The 21,461-nt window shown below is 58.4% G+C and carries 17 protein-coding genes and 1 pseudogene; 14 read left to right on the top strand and 4 right to left on the bottom strand.

Annotated features, from left to right (window positions below; all coding sequences use genetic code 11):
* From ACR0P8_RS05795 to ACR0P8_RS05780, 4 genes are all read left to right on the top strand, one after another.
* The coding region (locus tag ACR0P8_RS05795; RefSeq protein WP_432624216.1) for a glycoside hydrolase family 2 TIM barrel-domain containing protein at nt 1-1,749 on the top strand (1,749 nt) is incomplete at its 5' end.
* A 461-nt stretch (nt 1,750-2,210) separates the two neighbouring features.
* Nucleotides 2,211-3,035: an HdeD family acid-resistance protein gene (locus tag ACR0P8_RS05790; protein WP_432624215.1), complete on the top strand. Its 825-nt coding sequence runs from the start codon at nt 2,211-2,213 to the stop codon at nt 3,033-3,035.
* 118 nt (nt 3,036-3,153) lie between these two features.
* Entirely contained in the window at nt 3,154-3,804 is a 651-nt protein-coding gene (locus ACR0P8_RS05785; RefSeq protein ID WP_432624214.1) for a DivIVA domain-containing protein, read from the top strand.
* A gap of 334 nt (nt 3,805-4,138) precedes the next feature.
* On the top strand, nt 4,139-4,261 hold the full coding sequence (locus tag ACR0P8_RS05780; RefSeq protein WP_432624213.1) for a hypothetical protein: 123 nt from the start codon (nt 4,139-4,141) through the stop codon (nt 4,259-4,261).
* 272 nt (nt 4,262-4,533) lie between these two features.
* Here ACR0P8_RS05780 and ACR0P8_RS05775 read toward each other — a convergent pair whose 3' ends face one another.
* The gene (locus tag ACR0P8_RS05775; protein WP_432624212.1) at nt 4,534-5,865 is read right to left on the bottom strand and encodes an ABC transporter substrate-binding protein; all 1,332 of its coding nucleotides are present in this window, start codon (nt 5,863-5,865) and stop codon (nt 4,534-4,536) included.
* Nucleotides 5,866-6,382: 517 nt separating this feature from the next.
* Between ACR0P8_RS05775 and ACR0P8_RS05770 the strand changes: the two genes are divergently transcribed.
* The 8 genes and pseudogenes from ACR0P8_RS05770 (at nt 6,383) to ACR0P8_RS05735 (ending at nt 14,928) form a co-directional block, all read left to right on the top strand.
* A complete protein-coding gene (locus ACR0P8_RS05770) occupies nt 6,383-7,861 on the top strand; it encodes an ATP-binding protein (protein WP_432624211.1) in 1,479 nt (492 codons plus the stop codon).
* Between the two features lie 120 nt (nt 7,862-7,981).
* A pseudogene (locus ACR0P8_RS05765) lies at nt 7,982-8,341 on the top strand (DUF308 domain-containing protein); the annotation flags it as partial.
* A gap of 160 nt (nt 8,342-8,501) precedes the next feature.
* The gene (locus ACR0P8_RS05760; protein ID WP_021913102.1) at nt 8,502-9,533 is read left to right on the top strand and encodes a LacI family DNA-binding transcriptional regulator; all 1,032 of its coding nucleotides are present in this window, start codon (nt 8,502-8,504) and stop codon (nt 9,531-9,533) included.
* Nucleotides 9,534-9,787: 254 nt separating this feature from the next.
* Complete coding sequence (locus ACR0P8_RS05755; protein WP_117565697.1) at nt 9,788-11,095, top strand: ABC transporter substrate-binding protein; 1,308 nt, start codon at nt 9,788-9,790, stop codon at nt 11,093-11,095.
* Nucleotides 11,096-11,275: 180 nt separating this feature from the next.
* A complete protein-coding gene (locus tag ACR0P8_RS05750; RefSeq protein WP_117565699.1) occupies nt 11,276-12,211 on the top strand; it encodes a carbohydrate ABC transporter permease in 936 nt (311 codons plus the stop codon).
* Nucleotides 12,212-12,273: 62 nt separating this feature from the next.
* Nucleotides 12,274-13,152, top strand: coding sequence for a carbohydrate ABC transporter permease (locus tag ACR0P8_RS05745; RefSeq protein ID WP_003806530.1), 879 nt, complete (start codon nt 12,274-12,276; stop codon nt 13,150-13,152).
* Nucleotides 13,153-13,338: 186 nt separating this feature from the next.
* On the top strand, nt 13,339-14,469 hold the full coding sequence (locus tag ACR0P8_RS05740; protein WP_117565701.1) for a glycoside hydrolase family 172 protein: 1,131 nt from the start codon (nt 13,339-13,341) through the stop codon (nt 14,467-14,469).
* A 333-nt stretch (nt 14,470-14,802) separates the two neighbouring features.
* The gene (locus tag ACR0P8_RS05735) at nt 14,803-14,928 is read left to right on the top strand and encodes a hypothetical protein (protein WP_256134736.1); all 126 of its coding nucleotides are present in this window, start codon (nt 14,803-14,805) and stop codon (nt 14,926-14,928) included.
* 384 nt (nt 14,929-15,312) lie between these two features.
* Here ACR0P8_RS05735 and ACR0P8_RS05730 read toward each other — a convergent pair whose 3' ends face one another.
* Nucleotides 15,313-16,611, bottom strand: a complete 1,299-nt coding sequence (locus tag ACR0P8_RS05730; RefSeq protein ID WP_432624210.1) for an MDR family MFS transporter — start codon at nt 16,609-16,611, stop codon at nt 15,313-15,315.
* Between the two features lie 78 nt (nt 16,612-16,689).
* On the opposite strand from ACR0P8_RS05730, the gene rlmB reads away from it, so the two are divergent.
* Complete coding sequence (gene rlmB / locus ACR0P8_RS05725; RefSeq protein WP_026646773.1) at nt 16,690-17,685, top strand: 23S rRNA (guanosine(2251)-2'-O)-methyltransferase RlmB; 996 nt, start codon at nt 16,690-16,692, stop codon at nt 17,683-17,685.
* A gap of 183 nt (nt 17,686-17,868) precedes the next feature.
* On the opposite strand, the gene ACR0P8_RS05720 is transcribed toward rlmB, so the two are convergent.
* Nucleotides 17,869-19,281: a DUF4032 domain-containing protein gene (locus ACR0P8_RS05720; RefSeq protein ID WP_432624209.1), complete on the bottom strand. Its 1,413-nt coding sequence runs from the start codon at nt 19,279-19,281 to the stop codon at nt 17,869-17,871.
* Between the two features lie 284 nt (nt 19,282-19,565).
* Nucleotides 19,566-20,693, bottom strand: coding sequence for an ABC transporter ATP-binding protein (locus ACR0P8_RS05715; RefSeq protein ID WP_432624208.1), 1,128 nt, complete (start codon nt 20,691-20,693; stop codon nt 19,566-19,568).
* Nucleotides 20,694-21,099: 406 nt separating this feature from the next.
* Here ACR0P8_RS05715 and ACR0P8_RS05710 point away from each other — a divergent pair.
* The coding region (locus ACR0P8_RS05710) for a LytR/AlgR family response regulator transcription factor (protein WP_432624207.1) at nt 21,100-21,461 on the top strand (362 nt) is incomplete at its 3' end.

Genomic DNA, 21,461 nt, shown 5'->3' with positions numbered 1-21,461 from the left:
TACAACCATCCGAGCGTGCTGATCTGGTCGCTCGGCAACGAATCGAGCGCGGGCGAGGTGTTCCGCGCAATGTACCGCCACGCGCACGCGATCGACCCGAATCGTCCGGTGCATTACGAGGGGTCCGTGCACATGCGCGAATTCGAGGACGTGACGGACATCGAAAGCCGCATGTACGCGCATGCCGACGAAATCGAACGCTACCTGCAGGACGGCAGCCCGGCGCATACGGACGGCCCGAAGAAGCCGTACATCTCCTGCGAATACATGCATGCGATGGGCAATTCGTGCGGCAACATGGACGAATACACGGCGCTGGAACGCTATCCGATGTACCAGGGCGGCTTCATTTGGGATTTCATCGACCAAGCGATCGAGGCCAAGCTGCCCGACGGCACGACGCGCATGTGCTACGGCGGCGATTTCGGCGACCGTCCAAGCGACTACGAATTCTCCGGCGACGGACTGCTGTTCGCCGACCGCACTCCTTCGCCGAAGGCACAGGACGTCAAGCAGCTGTATGCGAACGTGAAGCTCGCGGTTTCGGCGGACGGGGTGCGCGTCACGAACGACAACCTGTTCGTGTCGACGGGCGCGTACGTGTTCGTTCTGCGCGTGCTGGCCGATGGCAAGCCGGTGTGGTCTTCCGAACGGCATTTCGACGTGCCCGCCGGTGAAAGCACCGTCTTTGACATCGATTGGCCGATCGACGATTACGCAGGCAATGCCGAGGAGCTGGTTTTGGAGGTCTCGCAGCAGTTGGGCGAGGCGTGCGATTGGGCCCCGGCAGGCTATGAGCTGACGTTCGGCCAGTACGTAGTGGCGGGCGCGAAGGGTGTCGGCACGGCCGGTACTGCCGATGAATCGGCCGGCACGGCTTCGTCCGACGGCGCCATCACCTTCGGACGCTGGAACGTGGGCGTGCGAGGACAAGGCCGAGAAGCGCTCCTCTCCCGCGCGCAGGGAGGCATGGTCTCGTACACGCTCGGCGACCGCGAATTCGTGCTGCGTCGACCTTCGATCACCACGTTCCGCCCGTTGACGGACAACGACCGCGGCGCCGGGCACGCCTTCGAACGCGCCGCCTGGGCGGTCGCGGGCAAGTACGCCCGTTGCGTCGGCTGCGAGATCGCACCCCATGGAGAAAACGCCGCGGAAGCCACGTACACATATGAATTGGCGATTCCGCAACGCACGAAGGTGACGGTACGCTACATCGCCGATACGGACGGCAGCGTCTCACTGGATGTGGAGTATCCGGGCGAGAAGAACGGCGATTTGCCTACGATTCCGGCGTTCGGCATCGAATGGGCCCTGCCCGTGGAATATTCGAATCTGCGATTCTACGGCGTCGGCCCGGAGGAGACGTACGCCGACCGCAAGCACGCGAAGCTGGGCGTGTGGAGCACGGATGCGTACCGCGACCGCGCGCCGTATCTGCTGCCGCAGGAAACCGGCAATCATGAGGACGTGCGTTGGGCGGAGATCACGGACGATTCGGGCCATGGCCTGCGCGTGGAACATACCGTGAAACCATTCGCGATGAGCCTGCTGCCTTATTCGAGCGCGATGCTGGAGGAGGCGCTGCACCAGGACGAGCTGCCGAAGCCCCGGCACATGTTCCTGCGCCTGTTGGCCGCGCAGATGGGCGTCGGCGGCGACGATTCGTGGATGTCGCCGGTGCACGCGCAGTACCAGCTGCCCGCCGACCAGCCGCTCAGCCTCAACGTCCGGCTCAAGCTGTTCTGATTCGCGGGCTATATACCCCATACGTGCCTCGGATGTGTCACGATTCGATTTTTTGAACCAAATTTCGAATCGTGACACATCCATCACGTTTCCAATACCCCCGAACTGCCTATTTTCTGCTTCCGCACACTGAAATTGGCAGTTCGGGGGTATTTCTTTCAGTGCCAATGTGTCACGATTTGAAAAAACGGACGAAAATCGAAATCGTGACACATATTTCGGCTACCGATGCCGGCACAATCAGTCGGAGCAACCGTCCACGACCATTCCCATAGCCATCGCGCCCATTGCAACAGTAACAATCGCGACCAACCGGCCGCCACGTCAGCTACGACAACCTCAATTCCCGATGGACAAGCGGGGCGATTCTGTCGATGGCTAAAAACAGACAGCATGCCTAAAATAAGGGAACGGCTTCGAAGCGAACAAGGCTTTGAGGCGCTTTCGAGGAGGAGGCCATCATGAGCTATCCAAATATGAACCCCGGCGATCCCGGACAGAGGCCGAACCAGCCGGAATACGGAGCCTATGCGCCGAACCAGCAATCACAGCAAAATCCGCAGAACAACGGAGCGGATGACGCGCAGACTCCCCGCTACTTCGACAATCCTTACGGCAACCCCTATGGCTATCCGTACGGCAACCCCTACGGATACGGGCCAAATCCGGCCGACGCGAACGGCAACGGCGAATGGAAGCCGATAAGCCCCTTCAAACTGGTGGAATCGTGGCTGCCGCAGCGCGCGAAGAACGCCATTCGCGGCGTGTACGGCGTGCTCGGCATCGTGGCGATCGTCCTTGGTCTGGCGCTGCTCATCTGGCCGGGAGCGACGCTCAAGATCGCCGCGATTGCACTCGGCGCATATTTCGTCGTTTCCGGCGTGATCCGCATCGTCACCGCGATTGTGGAGCTTGGTCTGCCAGGCGGCTGGCGCGTGCTTGACATTCTGGTCGGACTGTTGCTGACGGTCGGCGGCGTGGTCATGCTGAAGAATTCGACCTTGTCCGGCGCCATGCTGGCTGTGCTCATCACCATGGTGGTGGGTCTTGGCTGGATGATGGAAGGCGTGATGGCGCTCGTCGAATCGTGGCGCATGCCGAGTTCCGCGTGGGCCGTGATATACGCGCTGATTTCGATTGTGGCCGGCTTCGTGATGCTGTTCAGCCCGTTGGCCTCCACCGGTTGGCTGATTCTGTTCGGCGGGTGCGCTCTGGTGGTGCTCGGCATCGTGGCGATTGTCCGCGCATTCACGTTCGGCAGGGTCGGCAAGTCGAAGCGCGGATAATATCCTTTACCTTTAATCAGCATTAAGACAAACGGTCGCACGACATGATTTCCGCATGTTTTGCGACCGTTTCCTGTTTTATGCGCAAAATCATCACATTCGTGGGATAATGAAGAACATGGTATCCACAATCACGGCACGCGAACTACGAAACGTCCGGCTTACCACGACGTACCTCTCCGAGGGATACAACATCGTCGAGGTGAACGAGTTCTTCGGACGCTGCGCGGACGCGCTTGACGGCAAAGCCGAAATGCCCCCCGAAGAAGTCGAACGGCAGATGTTCACGACCGTCCGGTTCACCGACGGATACGACATCGGCCAAATCGACGACCTGCTTGATCGCATCGCGGAGACCCTGCGCCATCCTCCCGTGGAAGAACCTGCGCAACCGACCCAGTCGGAACGGCCGACCGCCCAGCCCATCCAGGCTGCGCAACAGCCCATTTTCGCCGCGCAGCAACCGGCACAGCAGCCGATTCCGACTGCGCAACAGCCGGCACAACGAAACCAATCCGCACAGCCATTCCAACAGCCCATACCGCAGCAGCCGGCACAGCAGACCCAGCCGCAAAACCAGGCAGCGCAACAATCAACGCAATCCCCTTCCGCCGCAACGGGCAAGGGCGCGATCGGCGCGGTGTTGCACGAAGGCAATCTGTTCTACGGGAAATTCCAATGGAACGGCCATCAGCACGTGCTGATCACCACCAAAGGGGAAGTGCTCGAAATCGGTCCAACCGATATAGCCGGTTTCATTCTGCAGTAGGCTGCAGGCAATCCACGTCGTCCCCGTCGAGTCACTCCCCGTCGCACCGCATCCGCCGTTTTCCGGCGAATCACGCCTATACGCTTCATGAAGGCGCGCTTCATGAAGGCGAAGCATGCCGTCGCACATTTGCATTTTCTTCAAGATGACCAGATGATTTTACAATAAAAAAGACGATTGCGGCATGACGGCCCCATGCCAGCCTGCCTATAGTGAAGGCACAACCGAAGAACAACAGAAAAGCAAAACAAGAAAAACCATAAAAGCGACGCGCCGCACGATGTGGAGAAGACAGAGAAACAAAGAGACAAGCGGCCGTCCGAAAGGAACCATCATGAAGAACAACACTTTCGATCAGATCATCAATTCCAACCTCGCTTCCGTCGACCCGGGCTTCGGCCAGTTCGCGTTCGCCAAAGTCTCCGCCGACCTTTTCAAGAAGGTCCTCAACAAATAAGGCCTTTCAGTCGAAAGGCGGTGTGGGTCAGGCCGCGTAAGGCAGCCTTTTCAAGGCAGGCCGCGTAAGGCAGGACCGGCCGCCGTGGACATCGCGGCGTGCACGCCCCCACTTTCCTTCCTTTCGATTACTGAAATCACAAAGCGGGAGGATGCAATTCCCAATCGAATCGCATCCTCCCGCTTTTTCTATTCCTCTTATGCCGTCGACTGCCGTCGACGCGGCTTCACGGCTTCACACACGGCCGCCGTCAGCGTCCGCGTCATCCGTCATCAGTGGGCCGCGTCGTATTCCGTCTTCCAATTGTCGACGAAGGCCTTCTTGACGGCGTTCCAATCGCCAGTGCCCTGCGCGTATTCCAACATGGCGGAACCAAGCTGGTTCTTCCACTCCTCGGACGGAATCATGGCGGTCGGACGGGTGGAGACGGCCTCCTTGCCGGAATCCTGGTAGGCGATTTCGGCCTGGACCAGAGGATTGTCGGACTTGACCTTCTCGAAGGACTTGAACGGCGTGGTCAATCCCATGTCCTTGGAAATCGCATCGATGCCGGCCTGGTCGGTGACGACCCACTTCAGGAAGTCCTTAGTGGCCTTCTTGTCGGCGTCGGAGGACTTGTCGTTGATGCTCCAGTACGCGTCGGAATTCACATCAAGACCCTGGTTCTCCTCGCCCTTGACACCCATGTAGATCGGCATCATGCCAACGGAATCAGCCTTGACGCCGGCCTTCTGCAGATCCGGCCACGCCCAGGTGCCGTTCTGATAGAACACGGCCTGGCCGAGCGCGAATTCCGAATTGGCGTCATCGCCGGTCTTGGAGCTGACCTGGGTCTTCGGGCAAGTGGAGTCCTTCAGATACAGGTCGAAGATCTGCTTGAACTGCGGCAGATAAGTGCCCTTGATGCTGGCCGGCTGCTCGGTGATGTTGTTGTCGCGGAATTCGAAGTACAGCGGATTGTTGGCCAGGTGACCCTTGAAGCGCCAGTCGGAGCTGGAATCGAAACCAGTGGAGGTGAACGCGCCCTTGACGCCAAGCTGGTCTTTCTTGGCCTGGATGTCGTCCGCGACGGCCTTCAGGGTGTCGAAATTGTCAATGTCATCGACGCTTTTGATCTTGGCTCCGTCGGTAGCGATGTACTTGGCCAGCAGATCCTTGTTGTAGATCAGGCCGTAGCTTTCCACCACATACGGGACGCCGGCCACCTTGTCGCCATCCTTCAGCGCCATGGACTGATCCTTGAGCTGCTTGTACGGTTCGGTGTCGGACATATCCGTGGTGTAGGCCTTCCATGTCTGATAGTCGACCACGCCGTTGATCTGGAACAGGGTCGGCGCATTGGACTTGGCCAGCTCGGATTTCAGCGTCTGCGGATACGTTTCCGACGCGGCGGTCTGCACTTTGACCTCGACGCCGGTCTGCTTCGTGTACTTCTTGGCCAGCGCCTGCCATGCGTCGTTGGTCTCCGGCTTGTAGTTCAGGTAGTAGACCTTGCCTTTGCCGTTGTCGGATCCCGAATCGGAACCGCCGCACGCCGCCAGAGTGCCGATGGACATCGCCGCGATGGCCACCATACCGATTGCCGCTTTTACTGTGCGCTTCATGACCGCACCTTTCTCTCCTTGATTATTACCCTGTCGGCATGCGCAAGCTCCTCCATTGAGCCACGTCCTTGCAATTGCCGACTTCAAATATTGTGCGCTCAGAAACAAATTTTTGCAAACGCTTACATTTTTCTCACCCCCGAAGAAAAAACGACTTCCAAATAAAACGGGTTAATATTGTTGATTTATTGCGATTTTGCGATTTCAAATGCATTGAAATCGTTTTCGACACACCATTCCCCCGACGCACAACGAACCCGTTCGACGTACCGAATCGCCATCGTTGCGCCTTTTCTTGAACCGGTTCTTTTGCAATCGTTTGCATATTATTGTGCACATTCGTTTCGATACGTTGCGACCGCACGACGAACGGCACGGAACACGATTGCACCGACCGGCTTCGCGCGAACTTAACGAACTTGCCAGCAACTTAACAGCGAACTTAACAGCTGCGAAGTTGCTGTTAAGTTATGTTAAGCTTGCTGGCAAGTAGTTGGATTCATATCAGGAAGCGACCATGAACGCAAACGAGCTTGAGCATCTCATCCTGCAGATGCGCCAAATCGGGAACGATACGCAGGCATGCGAAGTCAAGGAATCGCGCAACAAAATCTCCGAAAGCATTCCCGACACGCTTTCCGCCTTCTCCAACGGCGACGGCGGCATCATCATCCTCGGCGTATCCGAAAAGGAAGGATTCACGCCGGTGAAATCCTTCAACGCACGAGCCATGCAGGAGGCCTTCAACGCGAAATGCGAGCAGATGACTCCCCGGGTGCGGCCGTTTCTGGAAATAATCCCCTTTGAGGGAACCAATGTCCTCGTGGCGCACGTGCCCGCGATGCCGCTCAAGGACAAACCGTGCTTCATCACATCCAAAGGACGATACCAAGGCTCATACATCCGCACCGGCGATGGTGATCGCAAACTCACCCAATACGAGATCGACCGTCTTATGGAAGAACACGGTCAGCCCACATTCGACGACGAAATCGTTCCGCAGGCCACCTTGGATGACTTGGATCCCAATCTGCTTTCCCAATTCATCGCACGCCAACGGGAGCTGCATCCACGCATTTTCGGCACGCGCGACGATGAGAACATCGCCATCAGCATGCACGTCGCGAAAAAGGACGACGCGGAAACCATCCGACCAACGCTCGGAGGTTTGCTGGCTCTCGGCTCGTTCCCCCAACAGTTCTTTCCGAGGCTCAATATCACCTTCACCGCTTTTCCAGGCGTCACCAAAGCCGAAACGGTGGACGAGGACCGCAGATTCCTCGACGCGCAGACCATCATCGGTCCGATTCCTTTCATGATCGAGGATGCCCTGAACGCCGTCACCAAGAACATGCGTACCGGAGCCGTGATCGAAGGCGCATTCCGACAGGACGTGCCCGACTATCCACGCAAAGCGGTCCGCGAGGCGATCGCCAACGCGCTCATGCATCGCGACTATTCACCGGACGCCCGCGGCTCGCAGGTGCAGGTGAACCTGTATGCCGACCGTTTGGAAATCCTCAACCCAGGAGGACTTTTCGGCAATGTGACGGTCGACACGTTGGGCACCGTGGGCATCTCCTCTTCGAGGAATCAGTTCCTATCCAACATTCTGGAAACCACACCATACCCCGATGGCGGATATGTGGTGGAGAACCGGGGAACGGGCTACCAGGTCATCGAAGAGCAGCTGCAGGCCGCGCTTATGAATCCGCCGAAGCCGCTCAATACCTTGACGTTCTTCTCCCTGACCTTCGATAAGCGAAGAATGACGAAAAGCGAGAAGACGGACACCAATCCGTTATCCGTGGAGGAGGCGATCACCGAATTGCTGGGCAGGCGAAGCTCCGCGACTTCGAAGGAACTGTCCGAACTGTCCGGGCTGTCCCGCTCGACCATCACCAGTCATCTGCGAACTATGATCGCCAACGATGTCGTGGAGCCGACGGAGCCGGCACGCAGCCCGAAGCAACGGTATCGTCTGGTCAGAAAATAGCCCGTTTTCGGAGATCTCGCCAGCTTCGCACGAACTTAACGAACTTGCCAGCAACTTAACAGCGAACTTAACAGATAACTTAACCGCTGCGAAGTTGCTGTTAAGTTATGTTAAGCTTGCTGGCGCGTGCTTGACATTCTGGTCGGTCTGTTGTTGACGATCGGCGGCGTGGTCATGCTGAAGAATTCGACCCTGTCCGGCGCCATGCTGGCAGTGCTCGTCACCATGGTGGTGGGCCTCGGTTGGATGATGGAAGGCGTGATGGCGCTTGTCGAATCGTGGCGCATGCCGAGTTCCGCATGGGCTGTGATATACGCGCTGATTTCGATTGTGGCCGGCTGCGTGATGCTGTTCAGCCCGCTGGCCTCCACCGGCTGGCTGATTCTGTTTGGCGGATGCGCGTTGGTTGCACTTGGCATTGTGGCGATCGTCCGCGCGTTCACGTTTGGCAAGGTCGGCAAGTCCGGCAAGAAGCGCTAACTACGCGTAGTTCTCCCGTATAGGCGATAAACCCATACGGGAGAACGCGACGTGCCGTACGATTGACATGATTTTATAGTTGCGCTATGCTAAGTGAAACGTTTCGACGAAACGATTCGATAGATAGCGGATAGAACGGCACAAAAGGGAGGCGAGACGCATGGCAGGCATCAAAGACGTGGCCCGCGAAGCGGGAGTTTCCGCCAGCACCGTCTCCTATGTACTATCCGGCAAGCGTTCAATCTCTGCGAAAACCACCGACAAAGTCATGGCCGCCGTAGAGAAGCTCGGTTACACTCCGGACGCCAGCGCCCGTAAGATGCGCGGCATGCGCAACCAGATCATCGCGTTGAGCGCCCCGATTCGAGGCGACATCAACCAGGCCAGGTACAACGCCTACTTCCTGCGCACCGCATGGGCCGCAAGGAATGCAGGGTATGACGTGATGTTGCTGACCGGTCCGGATGCAGTGAAGGATATCCGCCGCGTGACGCAAAGCAATCTTGCGGATGGCATCGTGCTGCTCGACGTGGAGCAGGATGACGAGCGCGCCGCTCAATCCGGCACTTTTTCCAAGCCGTGCGTGGCTATCGGCTATCCGTCGTCGCACGCCGGCTGCGCCTGCGTGGACATCGATTTCGCGCTGATGGGCCGCAAGGCCGTCGACTTCCTGTACGAGAAGGGACACCGCACCGTCGTGTTCCTGCGCAACAACGAATCCGACTACAACCGCCATTCCGGTTACGTCGTCATCTTCCGCGAAAGCCTGCTGGCGCACGCGAAGGAGCTCGGCATGACGGTCATCGAATCCGAGCATTACGAAGCGGACAGCTTCGACGCGCAGCACTTCGTCAGCACCGTCTTCGCGCACCCCGACCGCCCGACCGCCATCATCAACCAGGCGAACGCAAGCGTCCTCAGCCAGGTGCTGATGGCGTTGCACGACGCGGGCATGTCGATTCCGCAGGACGTTTCGGTCCTGTCGTGCGGCACGTATTTCGAAGGCGAGCCGACGCGCTTCCCCATCACCGAAATGCCGGTCATGCCGGAGGAGCTGTGCGCCGAAGCCATGAACCTGTTGGTCTCCGCCATCGAGGAGCACACCGACATCAAAGGTTCCGTGGAACTCATCGAACCCGCGATGAAGCGCCGCGGATCCGTTGCGGAAGCGGGGTCCGGCGGAACAATATAGATTTTCCTGCGATTACCGGAAGGCAGAGCGGCCGGACGGAATCACAAGGCAACATAATTTCATACGGATAATCGAAACGTTTCAATGACGATATAACGGTCTCCGAAGAAACCGAACAAACGAACAAGCCGGGCGAAATCCGGCGAATCCAAACGGACCGCGGAATCGCACGCACGTCATCGAAACGTTTCAATACAACCAGATGTGAGCCGTGCCGCAGGGCGCGCCTCAAGAAGGAAACAAGGAGAATAGCAATGAACATCAAACGAGGACTGGCCACGCTGGCCATCGCAGCACTGTCGCTGACCTCCCTCGCCGCATGTGGTAGCGATACCGCACAGGACGAGGAAAAGCCGGACAGCCTGTCGTTCTGGTATTACGAAGAGGACGACGCAGGCCAGACTCAGGCTTGGCGTCGCGCGGCCAAGGCCTTCGAAAAAGAGACCGGCGTCAAGATCAACTTCGAGCGCAAGTCCTTCACCCAGATCGCGCAGAACGGCAGCCAATTCCTGAACTCCGACGAAGCCCCGGACCTCATGGAATCCAACCGCGGCAACGGCTCCGCCGGCGTGCTCTCCACCATGGGCCTGCTCACCGACCTCGGCGACTATGTCAAGCAGTACGGCTGGGACAAGAAGGTGACCGGCGCAAACGCAGCAGTCGCCAAGTACGACGAGAACGGCATCATGGACGGCGATACCTGGTACGGTATGACCAGCTACGCTGAATTCCAGCGCGTCTACTACAACAAGGACCTGTTCGCCAAGTACAACATCAAGATTCCGACCACCTACGACGAGTTCGTGGACGCCTGCCAGAAGTTCGTGGACGCCGGCGTGACCCCGATTGCAGCCGACGCGCAGGAATACGGCGTGATGTGGCTGTGGTGGCAGCTCGTTTCCAAGAATGCCGACTCCAAGTTCATCGACAACTGGCAGCTGTACAGGGGTGACGTCGACTGGAATTCCAAAGTGCTGACCAACTCCGTCAAGACCATCAACGAGTGGCTTGACAAGGGCTTCATCTCCCGCAACGCCACTGGCATGAAGGCCGAGGACACCACGCAGGCCTTCATCAAGGGCGAATATCCGATCTACCAGACTGGTACTTGGAACCAGGGCCGTTTCGTCAAGCAGATCAAGTCGTTCGATTGGGACGCGGCCGTCATGCCGGAATCCAACTACGCAGTCGGCTGCGCAGGCAACCTGCTGGTGATTCCTGAGAAGTCGCACCACAAGGATCTGTCCGCCAAGTTCATCGACTACGTCCTCTCCGATAATGTGCAGAACTTCCTCGGCAACGCAGGCGGCATTCCGGTAGCGGCAGACACCAGCAAGATCACCGACGCGAAGAGCAAGGCCATGATCGAGGAATACGATTCCTACGCCAAGGACGGCAAGCTCAGCTACTACCCGGATTACGCGGCCTCCAACCTCACCGACGCGGTTCCAGCGGAGTTCCAGGAGCTGGTCAACGGCACCAAGAAGCCGGCAGACGTGCTCAAGAACATCCACGAGAAGTACGACACCGGCGTCGAGGACATGGGCGTCAAGAACAACTAAAAACAACCGATCCTTCCTTTCCATTCCAACTCCAATAATGGTGCGGCCCGTCTTCGGGCGGACCGCACCAACCCTTTCCTCCCCCATACATTCCGCACGTCGCATCGCGCCAAATCGTGCGTCATCACAGAACAATCCATCGGAAATCCCTCGGATCATCAATATTTCAAAGGACTTGCAATGTCTCAAAAGACCAAGCACGAAGCCTCCATGTCGAGACTTCCCGGCAACCGCTCCGCGAAATTCGTTCCATACCTCATCCCCGGCCTCATCGGTCTGTTCGCGGTAGTTGTTGTTCCGTTCATCTGGAACATCTACCTGAGCTTCACCCGCTGGCGTGGCGTCGGTCCCGTCAAGTGGGTCGGCCTGAAAAACTGGAAACGCCTGTTCTCCGATTCGACGTTCTGGATTTCCTTCGCCAACTCGTTCTGGATCATCGTGGCTATCGTGGTCATCCCTACCATCCTCGGCCTGTTCATCTCGTCTCTGCTCACCGACGTGATCCAAAAGAAGTTCGGCGGCAAAACCGCTTCCTTCCTGCGCGCGCTGTTCTATTTGCCGCAGCTGCTTCCGGTGGCCGTCGCCGCAATCATCATGGGCTGGATCTTCCGCCCGGAGGACGGTGCCGTCAACGCACTGCTCGCCAAGATCGGCTTGGGTGCATTGCAGCACAACTGGCTGGGCAGCCCTGACAGCGCACTGCCGATCCTCATGTTCATCCTGGCGTGGATCCAGCTCGGCTACCCGATCGTCATCTTCATGTCGGGCCTGCAGCGCGTCGATCCGGAACTCTACGAGGCCGCAGGTCTTGACGGCGCCAACTGGTGGCAGAAGTTCCGCGTGGTCACCCTGCCGTCCATCATCCCTGAACTGCTGGTGGTCATCCTCACCGCAACCATCGGCGCACTGAAGACCTTCGCTCCGGTCTACCTGCTCACCAAGGGCGGTCCGGGCACCTCCACCACGGTTCCGTCGTACTATTCCTACAACCAGTTCTTCCAGGTGCAGCAGGTGGGCTACGGCGCCGCAATCTCCACAGCGCTGACTGTGGTAATCATCGTCTTCTCCATCGTGTTCACCCTCGTGCAGAAGCACGTCGAGAAGGAACTCGTCTGAGAGAAAACCCGAAAAAACAATCGCAAGAACATACTAAAAATCCGAAAAGCAAAGGTGCCATCATGACTTATTCCATGTCCACGGCCGCCGCGCGCAAGGCCTCGAAGAAAACGCAGCACGTGCGTTCCGCAGGTGACTGGATCACCCTGATCCTGCTCGTCGCCGGAGCTCTGCTCGTCCTGTTCCCGCTGCTCGTCCTGACCGTCAACGCGTTCAAGACCTCCGCCGATTACAACGCCACCGGCCCGCTCTCCCTGCCGAAGCACTTCACCATGGAGGGCATCATCTCCTTCTGGACTACCACCAACTTCCCGCTGAAGTTCTGGAACAGCTTCATCATCTCCCTAGTGGTGGCTGTCGCGGCGGTCGTGCTGTCGGTGCTCAACTCCTTTGCGCTCGGCATCGGCAAGGTCAAGGGCAACACCTGGATCGTGCTCGGCATCATGCTCGCCAACATGATGCCGCAGGAAGCGCTGCTCTACCCGCTGTACACCATGTTCAAGCAGGTCGGTCTGTACAACACCAAACTCGCGATCATCATCATCTTCACCATCATCCAAAGCGCCTACGGCACCTATCTGCTGTCCTCCGTATACGGCACGTTCCCGCAGGCCATCCTTGAGGCCGCGGCCATCGACGGCGCCTCTCGCTGGCAAATCCTGCGCAAGGTGGTGCTGCCAATTTCTTGGCCGACCATCAGCGTGCTGTTCGTGTTCTTCTTCGTGTGGACGTGGAACGAATACATGATTCCGATGGCGTTCCTCATGAGCGATGACGTACAGACCATTCCGCTGGCACTCGCCACCCTGCAGGGCCAGCGCACCATGGAAGCGACCACGCTGGCATCGGCTTCGCTGCTGAGCATCATCCCGACCATCATCTTCTTCATCATCTTCCAGCGCAAGCTGTCGCAGGGTATCACTGCCGGTGCAGTGAAGTAACGCGACCCAACAACGCTGGGATGTTGTGAAATAACGCAAAAACAGACACAACCGGCCGCGGCGGCTTTCAGCACCGTGGCCGGCATTATCGACGCGCCCACTGCAAGGGGGATCTACGATAGTCGGCAGTGGTAGGCGGCGCACCCATTTCCGCGTTTCCCAAGCTGTTTAACAAAGGAGAGAACAATGAATACTATGGCGACTTCCGGTTTCGGCAACGGTGCCCTCGATTCGCTAGCAATCGCGACGGACCACGGCCGTACACGTTGCGTCAACGCCGAAAACCCGACCGGCGGCAAGGGCACTGCAGCCACCGCCGCCAGCGCGCTCGGCCCGTCACGCAAGGGCAGCCCTTGCATCCAGACGATCAAGGCAGGCGATTCGGTCACGCTGATGGACGTCGATGGCCCGGGCGTGATTCGCCACATTTGGATGACGGTCACCGACCGCACTTCCCCGACCGGTCCGAACGTACTGCGCAATCTCATCCTCGAATTCTATTGGGATGGCGAGGAGACGCCGTCCGTGCAGTGCCCGATCGGCGATTTCTTCTGCTGCGGTCACGCACAGGCCTGCCGTATCAATTCCATCCCGATCATGGTGGTGCCAAATCGAGGTTTCAACTGCTATTTCGCCATGCCGTTCGAGCACGCGCGCATTGTGCTGCGCAACGATCACAACGAGGACGTGCCGGCCTTCTTCTACCAAATCGACTACACGGAATACGACGCGCTGCCAGCCGATGCGATGCGCTTCCATGCGCAGTGGCGCCGCGAACGCGTCACCGAAATTGCCCGTGACTACACGATTCTCGACAATGTGCACGGCCATGGCGCGTACATCGGCACCTACCTTGCGCTGACCGCGCTGGAAAGCCGCTGGTGGGGCGAAGGCGAAGTCAAAATGTACATCGACGGCGACAAACAGTACCCGACGTGGTGCAGCACCGGAGCGGAGGACTATTTCGGCGGCGCGTGGAGCTTCGCCGACTTCGACGAGCACGGCCGCATGCACGAGAACACGTTCACCGGACCGTACCTGGGATTCCCGTTCTATTCGCAACGCCTCGCCGCACATCGTGAAAGCGACTACTGGGATGTGGCCACACCCGTCATGCGCGGCCTGTACCGCTGGCACATTCCGGATCCGATTTATTTCGATTCTGACCTGCGCGTCACCTGGCAGCAGATCGGCACCGAGGAAGCCGGCAATTTCGAGCGGCAGGATGACGTCGCGTCGGTGGCATACTGGTACCAGCTTGAACCGCACACGCCGTTCGATCCAATCGGTGACCGTCACTTCCGTCAGCCCCGCTGATTTACGATTATTCCGCTGATTTACGCCGATATCGCCGTATCGTGCGTTGACATGGGAATGGATATGTTCCGTCTCGTGTCAGCGTACGATACGGCGATTGTGTTGTTATGCGGGCACAGTAATCACATTTTCTTCAAGATAACCCGATGATTTTACAATAGAAATGACGATTGCGGCATGCCAGACGCATACCGACGTGCGTACAGTAAAGGCACAACAGAAAAACAACAGAAGAACGAAGAACAAGAAAAACAACACAATAGCGACGCACCGCACGATGTAGAGAAGAAAAAAAGAAGCAAGAAACCAGGCGGTCGTCCGAAAGGAAACATCATGAAGAACAACGACACTTTCAACCAGATCCTCAACTCCAACCTCGCTTCCATCGATCCGGGCTTCGGCCAGTTCGCACTTGCCAAGGCTTCCGCTGATCTGATGAAGAAGGTCCTCAACAAGTAAGACCTTCAAGCAGGAAGGCAAGCCGAACCGCGTCAGGCCATCTCTTTGAAACAGACCGCGTGAGGCAAGGCACCGCCGCAGCGAACGCTGCGGCACCGATTCTCTTCTTTCCGATTTTTTAAATCGCATAGCGGGAGGCCGCGATTCCAACCGAATCGCGGCCTCCCGCTTTTTCATACGCGCACATGCACCCCTGTCTTGCCGGCAATGTCCATTATTTGTGCCACACAATCACGCCAATACATCGCTTTCCGTCAACTTCGCACGAACTTAACAGCAACTTACCAGCGAACTTAACAGATGCGAAGTTGCCGTTAAGTTATGTTAAGTTGTCTGGCAAGTTCGGTGGCGTATCTACCGCACGCCACCTGCGCAGCGCAACCGCTACAGTTCCTCCATCGCAAGATTGCGGGCTGCGGCGCGTTCGCGGGGGCCGCGCGTCACGTAGAAACCAATCGCCACAATTACGAACATCACCGTGCAGCAGGTCCACAGCACGTGACTGCCGAACGCGTTGAGAATCCAGCCTCCAACCAACGGCGAAAACGCATTCGACAGCGACCACACCAGGTTGTACAACCCTTGGTAAGTACCACGCACGTCCTTCGGCGCGATGTTCGCCACCGTTGTGGCGGCGATCGGGAACGTACCCAGCTCGCCGAGTGTCCATAGCACGGTCGCAATCGCGAACGTCACCCACGAATTCGCACCAATCTGGAACGCGTAGCCGACCGCCGTAATGGACATGCCCAGCACCAGCACACGGGTGTTGCTCATCCGCTGAAACAGCCCGATCGCGGGAATCTGCAGCAGGCACAGCAACCCGCCGTTAATGGTCAGCAGGCTGGAATACTCATCCGTACCAAGCCCAATCTGCGTCATGGAAATCGGCAAGCCGCTGACGATCTGGTAATACGCCAGCGTGTACAGGAACATCAGCACCACCATCGACATGAGCGCTTTGTCGGTGCAGGCACGACGATAGCCACGCCAAATGGAGAATTTCGATTGCTGCGATTGAGCCGTTTGCGCAGTGCCAGAACGTTCCACAGGTTGTTCCACGGAACGTTCCACGGAGCGTTCCACAGACCGTCCGACACCGTGCACGCCCAGCCCGGCCTCTTTGAAGAATGCCATCATCAGCAACGTAGCGAATACCAACACAGCCGCTTCCGCATAGAACATCAGCGAATAGGAGATTTTGACAAGCTGGTTGGCGATGATCGGGCCGATAGCGAAGCCGAAATTCGCAGCCCATGTTTGCAGCGAATACGCGCGCTTCTGCTTGCGGAACGGCACCACATCGGAAACGTAGGCCGCGACCACGGGCGTCGGTACGGATGAAATGGCACCGTAGACGAGCAGTGCGATCGCCATGATCCACGGATTGCCGATGAACGCCAGCAGCACCAGCATCACCGCGGAACCGAGATTGCCGATAACAATCATCGCGGGGCGCCCGAATCGGTCAGACAGCGCACCACCGTACAGGCAGCCGAAAATACCGCCGAAACCGTACATGGAGACGATAGTGCCAGCCACGCCCGCGCTCACATGCATGTCGGAAACGAGGTACATGGAGAGGAACGACGTGACGAAGCGGCCCATCCACAGGATGAGCAGCGTGACCCACAGACCCCAGAACATGAGGGGCAATCCGAAAATCTCTTTGTTCTTCTCCATTCTTGCCATCATATCGAGCAATATCGAGCAGACGCGAAGCCGCCGCCTTTTCCCGGGGTGCTGGGACAATGGACAACTATGGCAATGAAAAAAGGACCGACCAAGGGGTCGGGCGGAAAGCATCGTAACGCGCTGAAGGGCAAGGGGCCGACCCCCAAGGCCGAAAATCGCGTATATCACAAGGCATACAAGGCCAAGCAGGCGGCGGACCGCCGCAAAATGGCCGATCCGCGACTGGCCGCACGCCGTCGCGCGGCAAAGTTCACTTCGGAATCCGACGACCTCGTCATCGGCCGCAACGCCGTGCTCGAGGCGCTGCGCTGCGGCGTGCCGGCAACCACGCTGTACGTGGCGGCACGCATCGAACATGACGACCGCACGCGCGAAATCGTACGCCTTGCGGGCATTCACGGCCTGAACCTGCTGGAAGCGGACAGGCTTGAAATGGACCGCATCGCACGCTCGTCCAACCATCAGGGCGTGGTGCTGAAGGCCCAGCCGTTCCAGTATTCCTCGCTGGCGGAGCTCGTGGATCGCGCGGACAAGAAGGCACGCGCCATGGAAGCCGCCAATTCGGAAAGCGCGCGTATCGCGGCGCGACCGCTGTTCATCGCATTGGACGGTGTCACCGATCCGCAGAACCTCGGTGCGGTCATCCGTTCCGCTGCCGCGTTCGGCGCGAACGGCGTGATCCTGCCGGAACGCCGTTCCGCTTCGGTCACGGCAGCCGCTTGGAAGGTATCGGCGGGTGCGGCCGCGCACATGCCTGTGGCACGCGTGGTGAACCTGACGAAGGCGATCGAAAGCCTGAAGGAACGCGGATACTACAGCGTTGGTCTTGACGGTGGCGGCGACGCGCTTGTCGGCGAAACCGGATTCGAAACCGATCCGCTGGTCGTGGTACTTGGTTCGGAAGGCAATGGTCTGAGCCGTCTCGTACGCGAGGCCTGCGATTCCATCGCCGGCATTCCGATGTCGAATATGGTCGAATCGCTGAACGCTTCCGTGGCGGCCGGCATTACGCTGTACGCCGTGGCACGGGCACGTCGTGAAGCGGCCGCGGCAGCCAAGTAATCGTCGATTACGTCGCTTATGGAAAAAGCTCAAGCCTTATCGGCTTGAGCTTTTTGTTTGCGTACGTTACTGAATCAATCTCCGGCAATTTCGGACCGCGCTACGCGCGGACCCAATACCGCCCTCGCTACGGCTACCGCCCCGCTCGGGGCTCGCCTACAAAGGCTCCACCGGAGCCTTTGCTTAACGGCTCGCCCATACAGCCGCGTCCGGATCGTCGTCCGGGTTGTAGCCGTCGTCGGTGTCATTGTACGTGTATTCGTCATCAATCACACCGGAATCAGCTTCAGCGTTCAACGCGTCCAGATCCCTTTGATCGAGCTTGTACTGCGGAAGCACGTTCTCCACGTAGCTCTTCACGGCCTCGGCCATCGGAACGTCATGTCCGGCCTTCTCAGCAAGGAACCAACGGTGGTCAAGCACTTCGTGGAAGAACTGCGCCGGCTCGATCTGCGAACGATACTCGCGCGGAATCATGCGTACGGTCGGCTCGAACACCTCGCGCATCCAATCGGTCGCGACGATTTCGAGGTCCTCGCCGTCACGCCAGGTGGAGGTGCGGTAGGCGTCCAGATCGTTGAGCAGTCGGCGCGCCTGGTTCTCCTGCACGTCGAGACCCGTCAATCGCAACAACTTGCGATTGGCGTAGCCGGCGTCCACCACACGCGGACGCACCAGCACACGCTTGCCATCCTCGGCGGTCTTCATTTCCAGCTCGTCCACGTCGAAACCGAGATCGTTGAGCTTGTTGACGCGCTTCTCGATCTTCCACATCTCGTCCGGGCTGAACTTGTCGGTATCCGTCAGCGCGCTCCACAGCGAGTGGTAGCGCTCCACCAGACGGTTGCCGATTTCGATCTCGTCCGTGTTGCTCGGCAGCAGCGCGCCGGAAGCCAGATCCATCAATTCACCGATGATGTTCGTGCGGGCCAGATCCACATCGTATTCGCGCTGGCCTTCGGTCAGATTAATCTGCAAATCGCCGGTTTCGGCGTCCACCAGGAACGCGGAGAAGGCGTCGGCGTCGCGCAGGAACAGCACGTTCGACAGGGACACATCGCCCCAATAGAAGCCGGCCAGATGCAGACGCACCATCAGCACGGCCAAGGCGTCGATGAGCCGTTCGGCGGTGTCGGGACGCAGGTTGCGTGCGAACAGCGCACGATACGGCAGTGAGAATTTCAAATGCTTGGTGACAAGGATGGCTTCCAGCGGCTCGCCTTCCTCGTTATGGCGGCCGGTGACCACGGCGATCGGTTGCACGGTCGGCAGTTCCAGCTTCTGCAGGCGGCGGAGCAATTCATATTCGCGTTCCGCCACGTTCCGCGTGATCTCCTTCATGGCGTAGACTTCGTCGCCCACGTGCACGAAGCGCACCACGTGCCTGGAAATGCCTCGCGGCAGATTGACCAACAGGTCCTCGGGCCAAGTCGCCAGCGGCTTTTCCCACGGCAGTGTGAACATCTTCGGATTCGAGCTCGCCGCGGTGATCTTCAACGCCGACGGTTCCGGGCTCTGTGTTGCGGGATCATCGGCTTTCACGGAAGTGGCTTTGAGCACACGAGGATCCATCTGCGGCAATTCAAGTGATTCCATATCATTCCAATCTACCCGCTGACCTACCCACAAACGTTGACCCAAGTCGAACCAGACTGACTAGGTTGGCCGAATCATGACAAGAAGCGGAAAACGCAGGATGGAACGGGATAAAAAAGGGAAGCCCCGCGCCAACGCGGGGCTTCCCCAACGAGACAATAAGAGAGGAAAGAGAATGTCTCGTTTAATGGTTGACGGACGTTCGCGCGTCCGCCAAGTATTGGTTCGACCACCCGCCAGGCAGTTCGGAAGGAACGCCCGACGGTTGGTTACTCGTTATCGCCTCAGTTCAGACGCAGCTCGGTGGACGGAGCGAACAGGTGCATCTTGGACGGGTCGATCTTGATCTTGACGGTATCGCCGACCTTCGGAAGAGCACGCGGGTTCACGCGGATCGTGGTGAGCTTGTTCTGATCGGACATCATGGTGGATGCCTCGGCGGCAGAGCCGTCAGTGAGGATGTTGCCATAGATGTAGCCGTCGGAGCCCAGATCCTCAACGTTCATGACCTTGAGGGAGAAGGCGTTGGCCTCATCCGGAGCAGCCAGGGAGGCGTCTTCCGGACGGAAGCCGACCACGATCTGGCCATTGTCCTCGGCGGTCAGCTTGTTGACGGCCTCAGCCGGCAGATCCACAGTGTCCTCACCGATCTTCGCCTTGCCGTTGACCACCGGGTGGGTGTTGATGTTCATCGACGGGGAGCCGATGAAGCCAGCGACGAAGACGTTGGCCGGACGATCGTACAGCTCGGTCGGAGCGCCGACCTGCTGCAGAACGCCGAGCTTGATGACGGCGATGCGGTCGCCCATGGTCAGAGCCTCGGTCTGATCGTGGGTCACGTACAGGGTGGTGACACCCAGCTGACGCTGCAGAGCGGCGATCTGAGTACGGGTCTGGACACGGAGCTTGGCGTCGAGGTTGGACAGCGGCTCATCCATGAGGAAGACCTTCGGCTCACGGACGATTGCACGACCCATGGCCACGCGCTGACGCTGACCACCAGACAGAGCCTTCGGCTTGCGGTCGAGGTACTCGGTCAGGTCGAGGATCTCAGCAGCCTTCTCGACGCGCTTGCGGATCTCGTCCTTCGGAGTGCCGGCGATCTTCAGAGCGAAGCCCATGTTGTCGGCGACGGTCATATGCGGGTACAGAGCGTAGTTCTGGAACACCATTGCGATGTCGCGGTCCTTCGGCTGCATCGTGGTGACGTCCTTGCCACCAATGAGGATGCGGCCCTTGTTGACCTCTTCGAGGCCGGCGAGCATACGCAGGGTCGTAGACTTACCGCAGCCAGACGGGCCAACCAGCACCAGGAACTCGCCATCCTTGATGTCGAGATTCAGGTCATCCACAGACGGCTTGTCATTGCCCGGGTAGATACGAGTAACATGGTCGAATACGACTTCTGCCATGATTTTCATCCTTTCAGAGGCAGGTACGTGCCTCACGATCCGTTGTAAAGGGATTTTTGTTCGGTGCCCATCGTCGCGGCTTACTACTTCGACAAAACCACGATTCAAAGCGTTTAATTATTTCTTTGGTTTAGCGAAGATCTCTTCGTTGAGCCACCAACCACTATACACAACCTTTCTTCCGACTCGCCAACGCGTGTCGCGCGCGGATACAGCCCGATTTACCGCACAAATCGCCGCATAATCCGGATGGAAAAGGAGCGGAAAATCAGGTGGGTGGACTCGTAAACCACGCCCCGGCTATTACAGTTTCCTACTAGGAACCGCGATGCCGCATGGAATATCGCATGGACGGACGCACGGGAAACGCACAGCGACGCGGACGGCAGGACAGGGAGGTCGATTGATGCGCAACATACGGATCGGAGTCGTCGAGGACGACCCGGCAAGCTGCCAGCTGGTACTTGACTATCTCAACCGCTACCAGAAGGAGAACGACGAGCAGTTCACCGTATCCGTATTCGACGACGGCGCCCGAATCGTGGAAAAATACAGCCCCGTCTACGACATTCTGCTGCTCGACATCGAAATGAAGGAGATGGACGGCATGGAGGCCGCCCGCCGCATCCGCGAGCGCGACGACAAGGTGGTGATCATCTTCATCACAGCCGCACCGCAATACGCCATCAGCGGATATGAGGTGCGCGCGCTGTCGTACCTGCTCAAACCGTTGCCATGGTTCGCATTCTCCCAGGAATTGAAGAAATC

Source organism: Bifidobacterium sp. (assembly GCF_050874245.1).
Lineage (GTDB): Bacteria > Actinomycetota > Actinomycetes > Actinomycetales > Bifidobacteriaceae > Bifidobacterium.
This window is presented reverse-complemented; position numbering and strand designations above follow the sequence as displayed.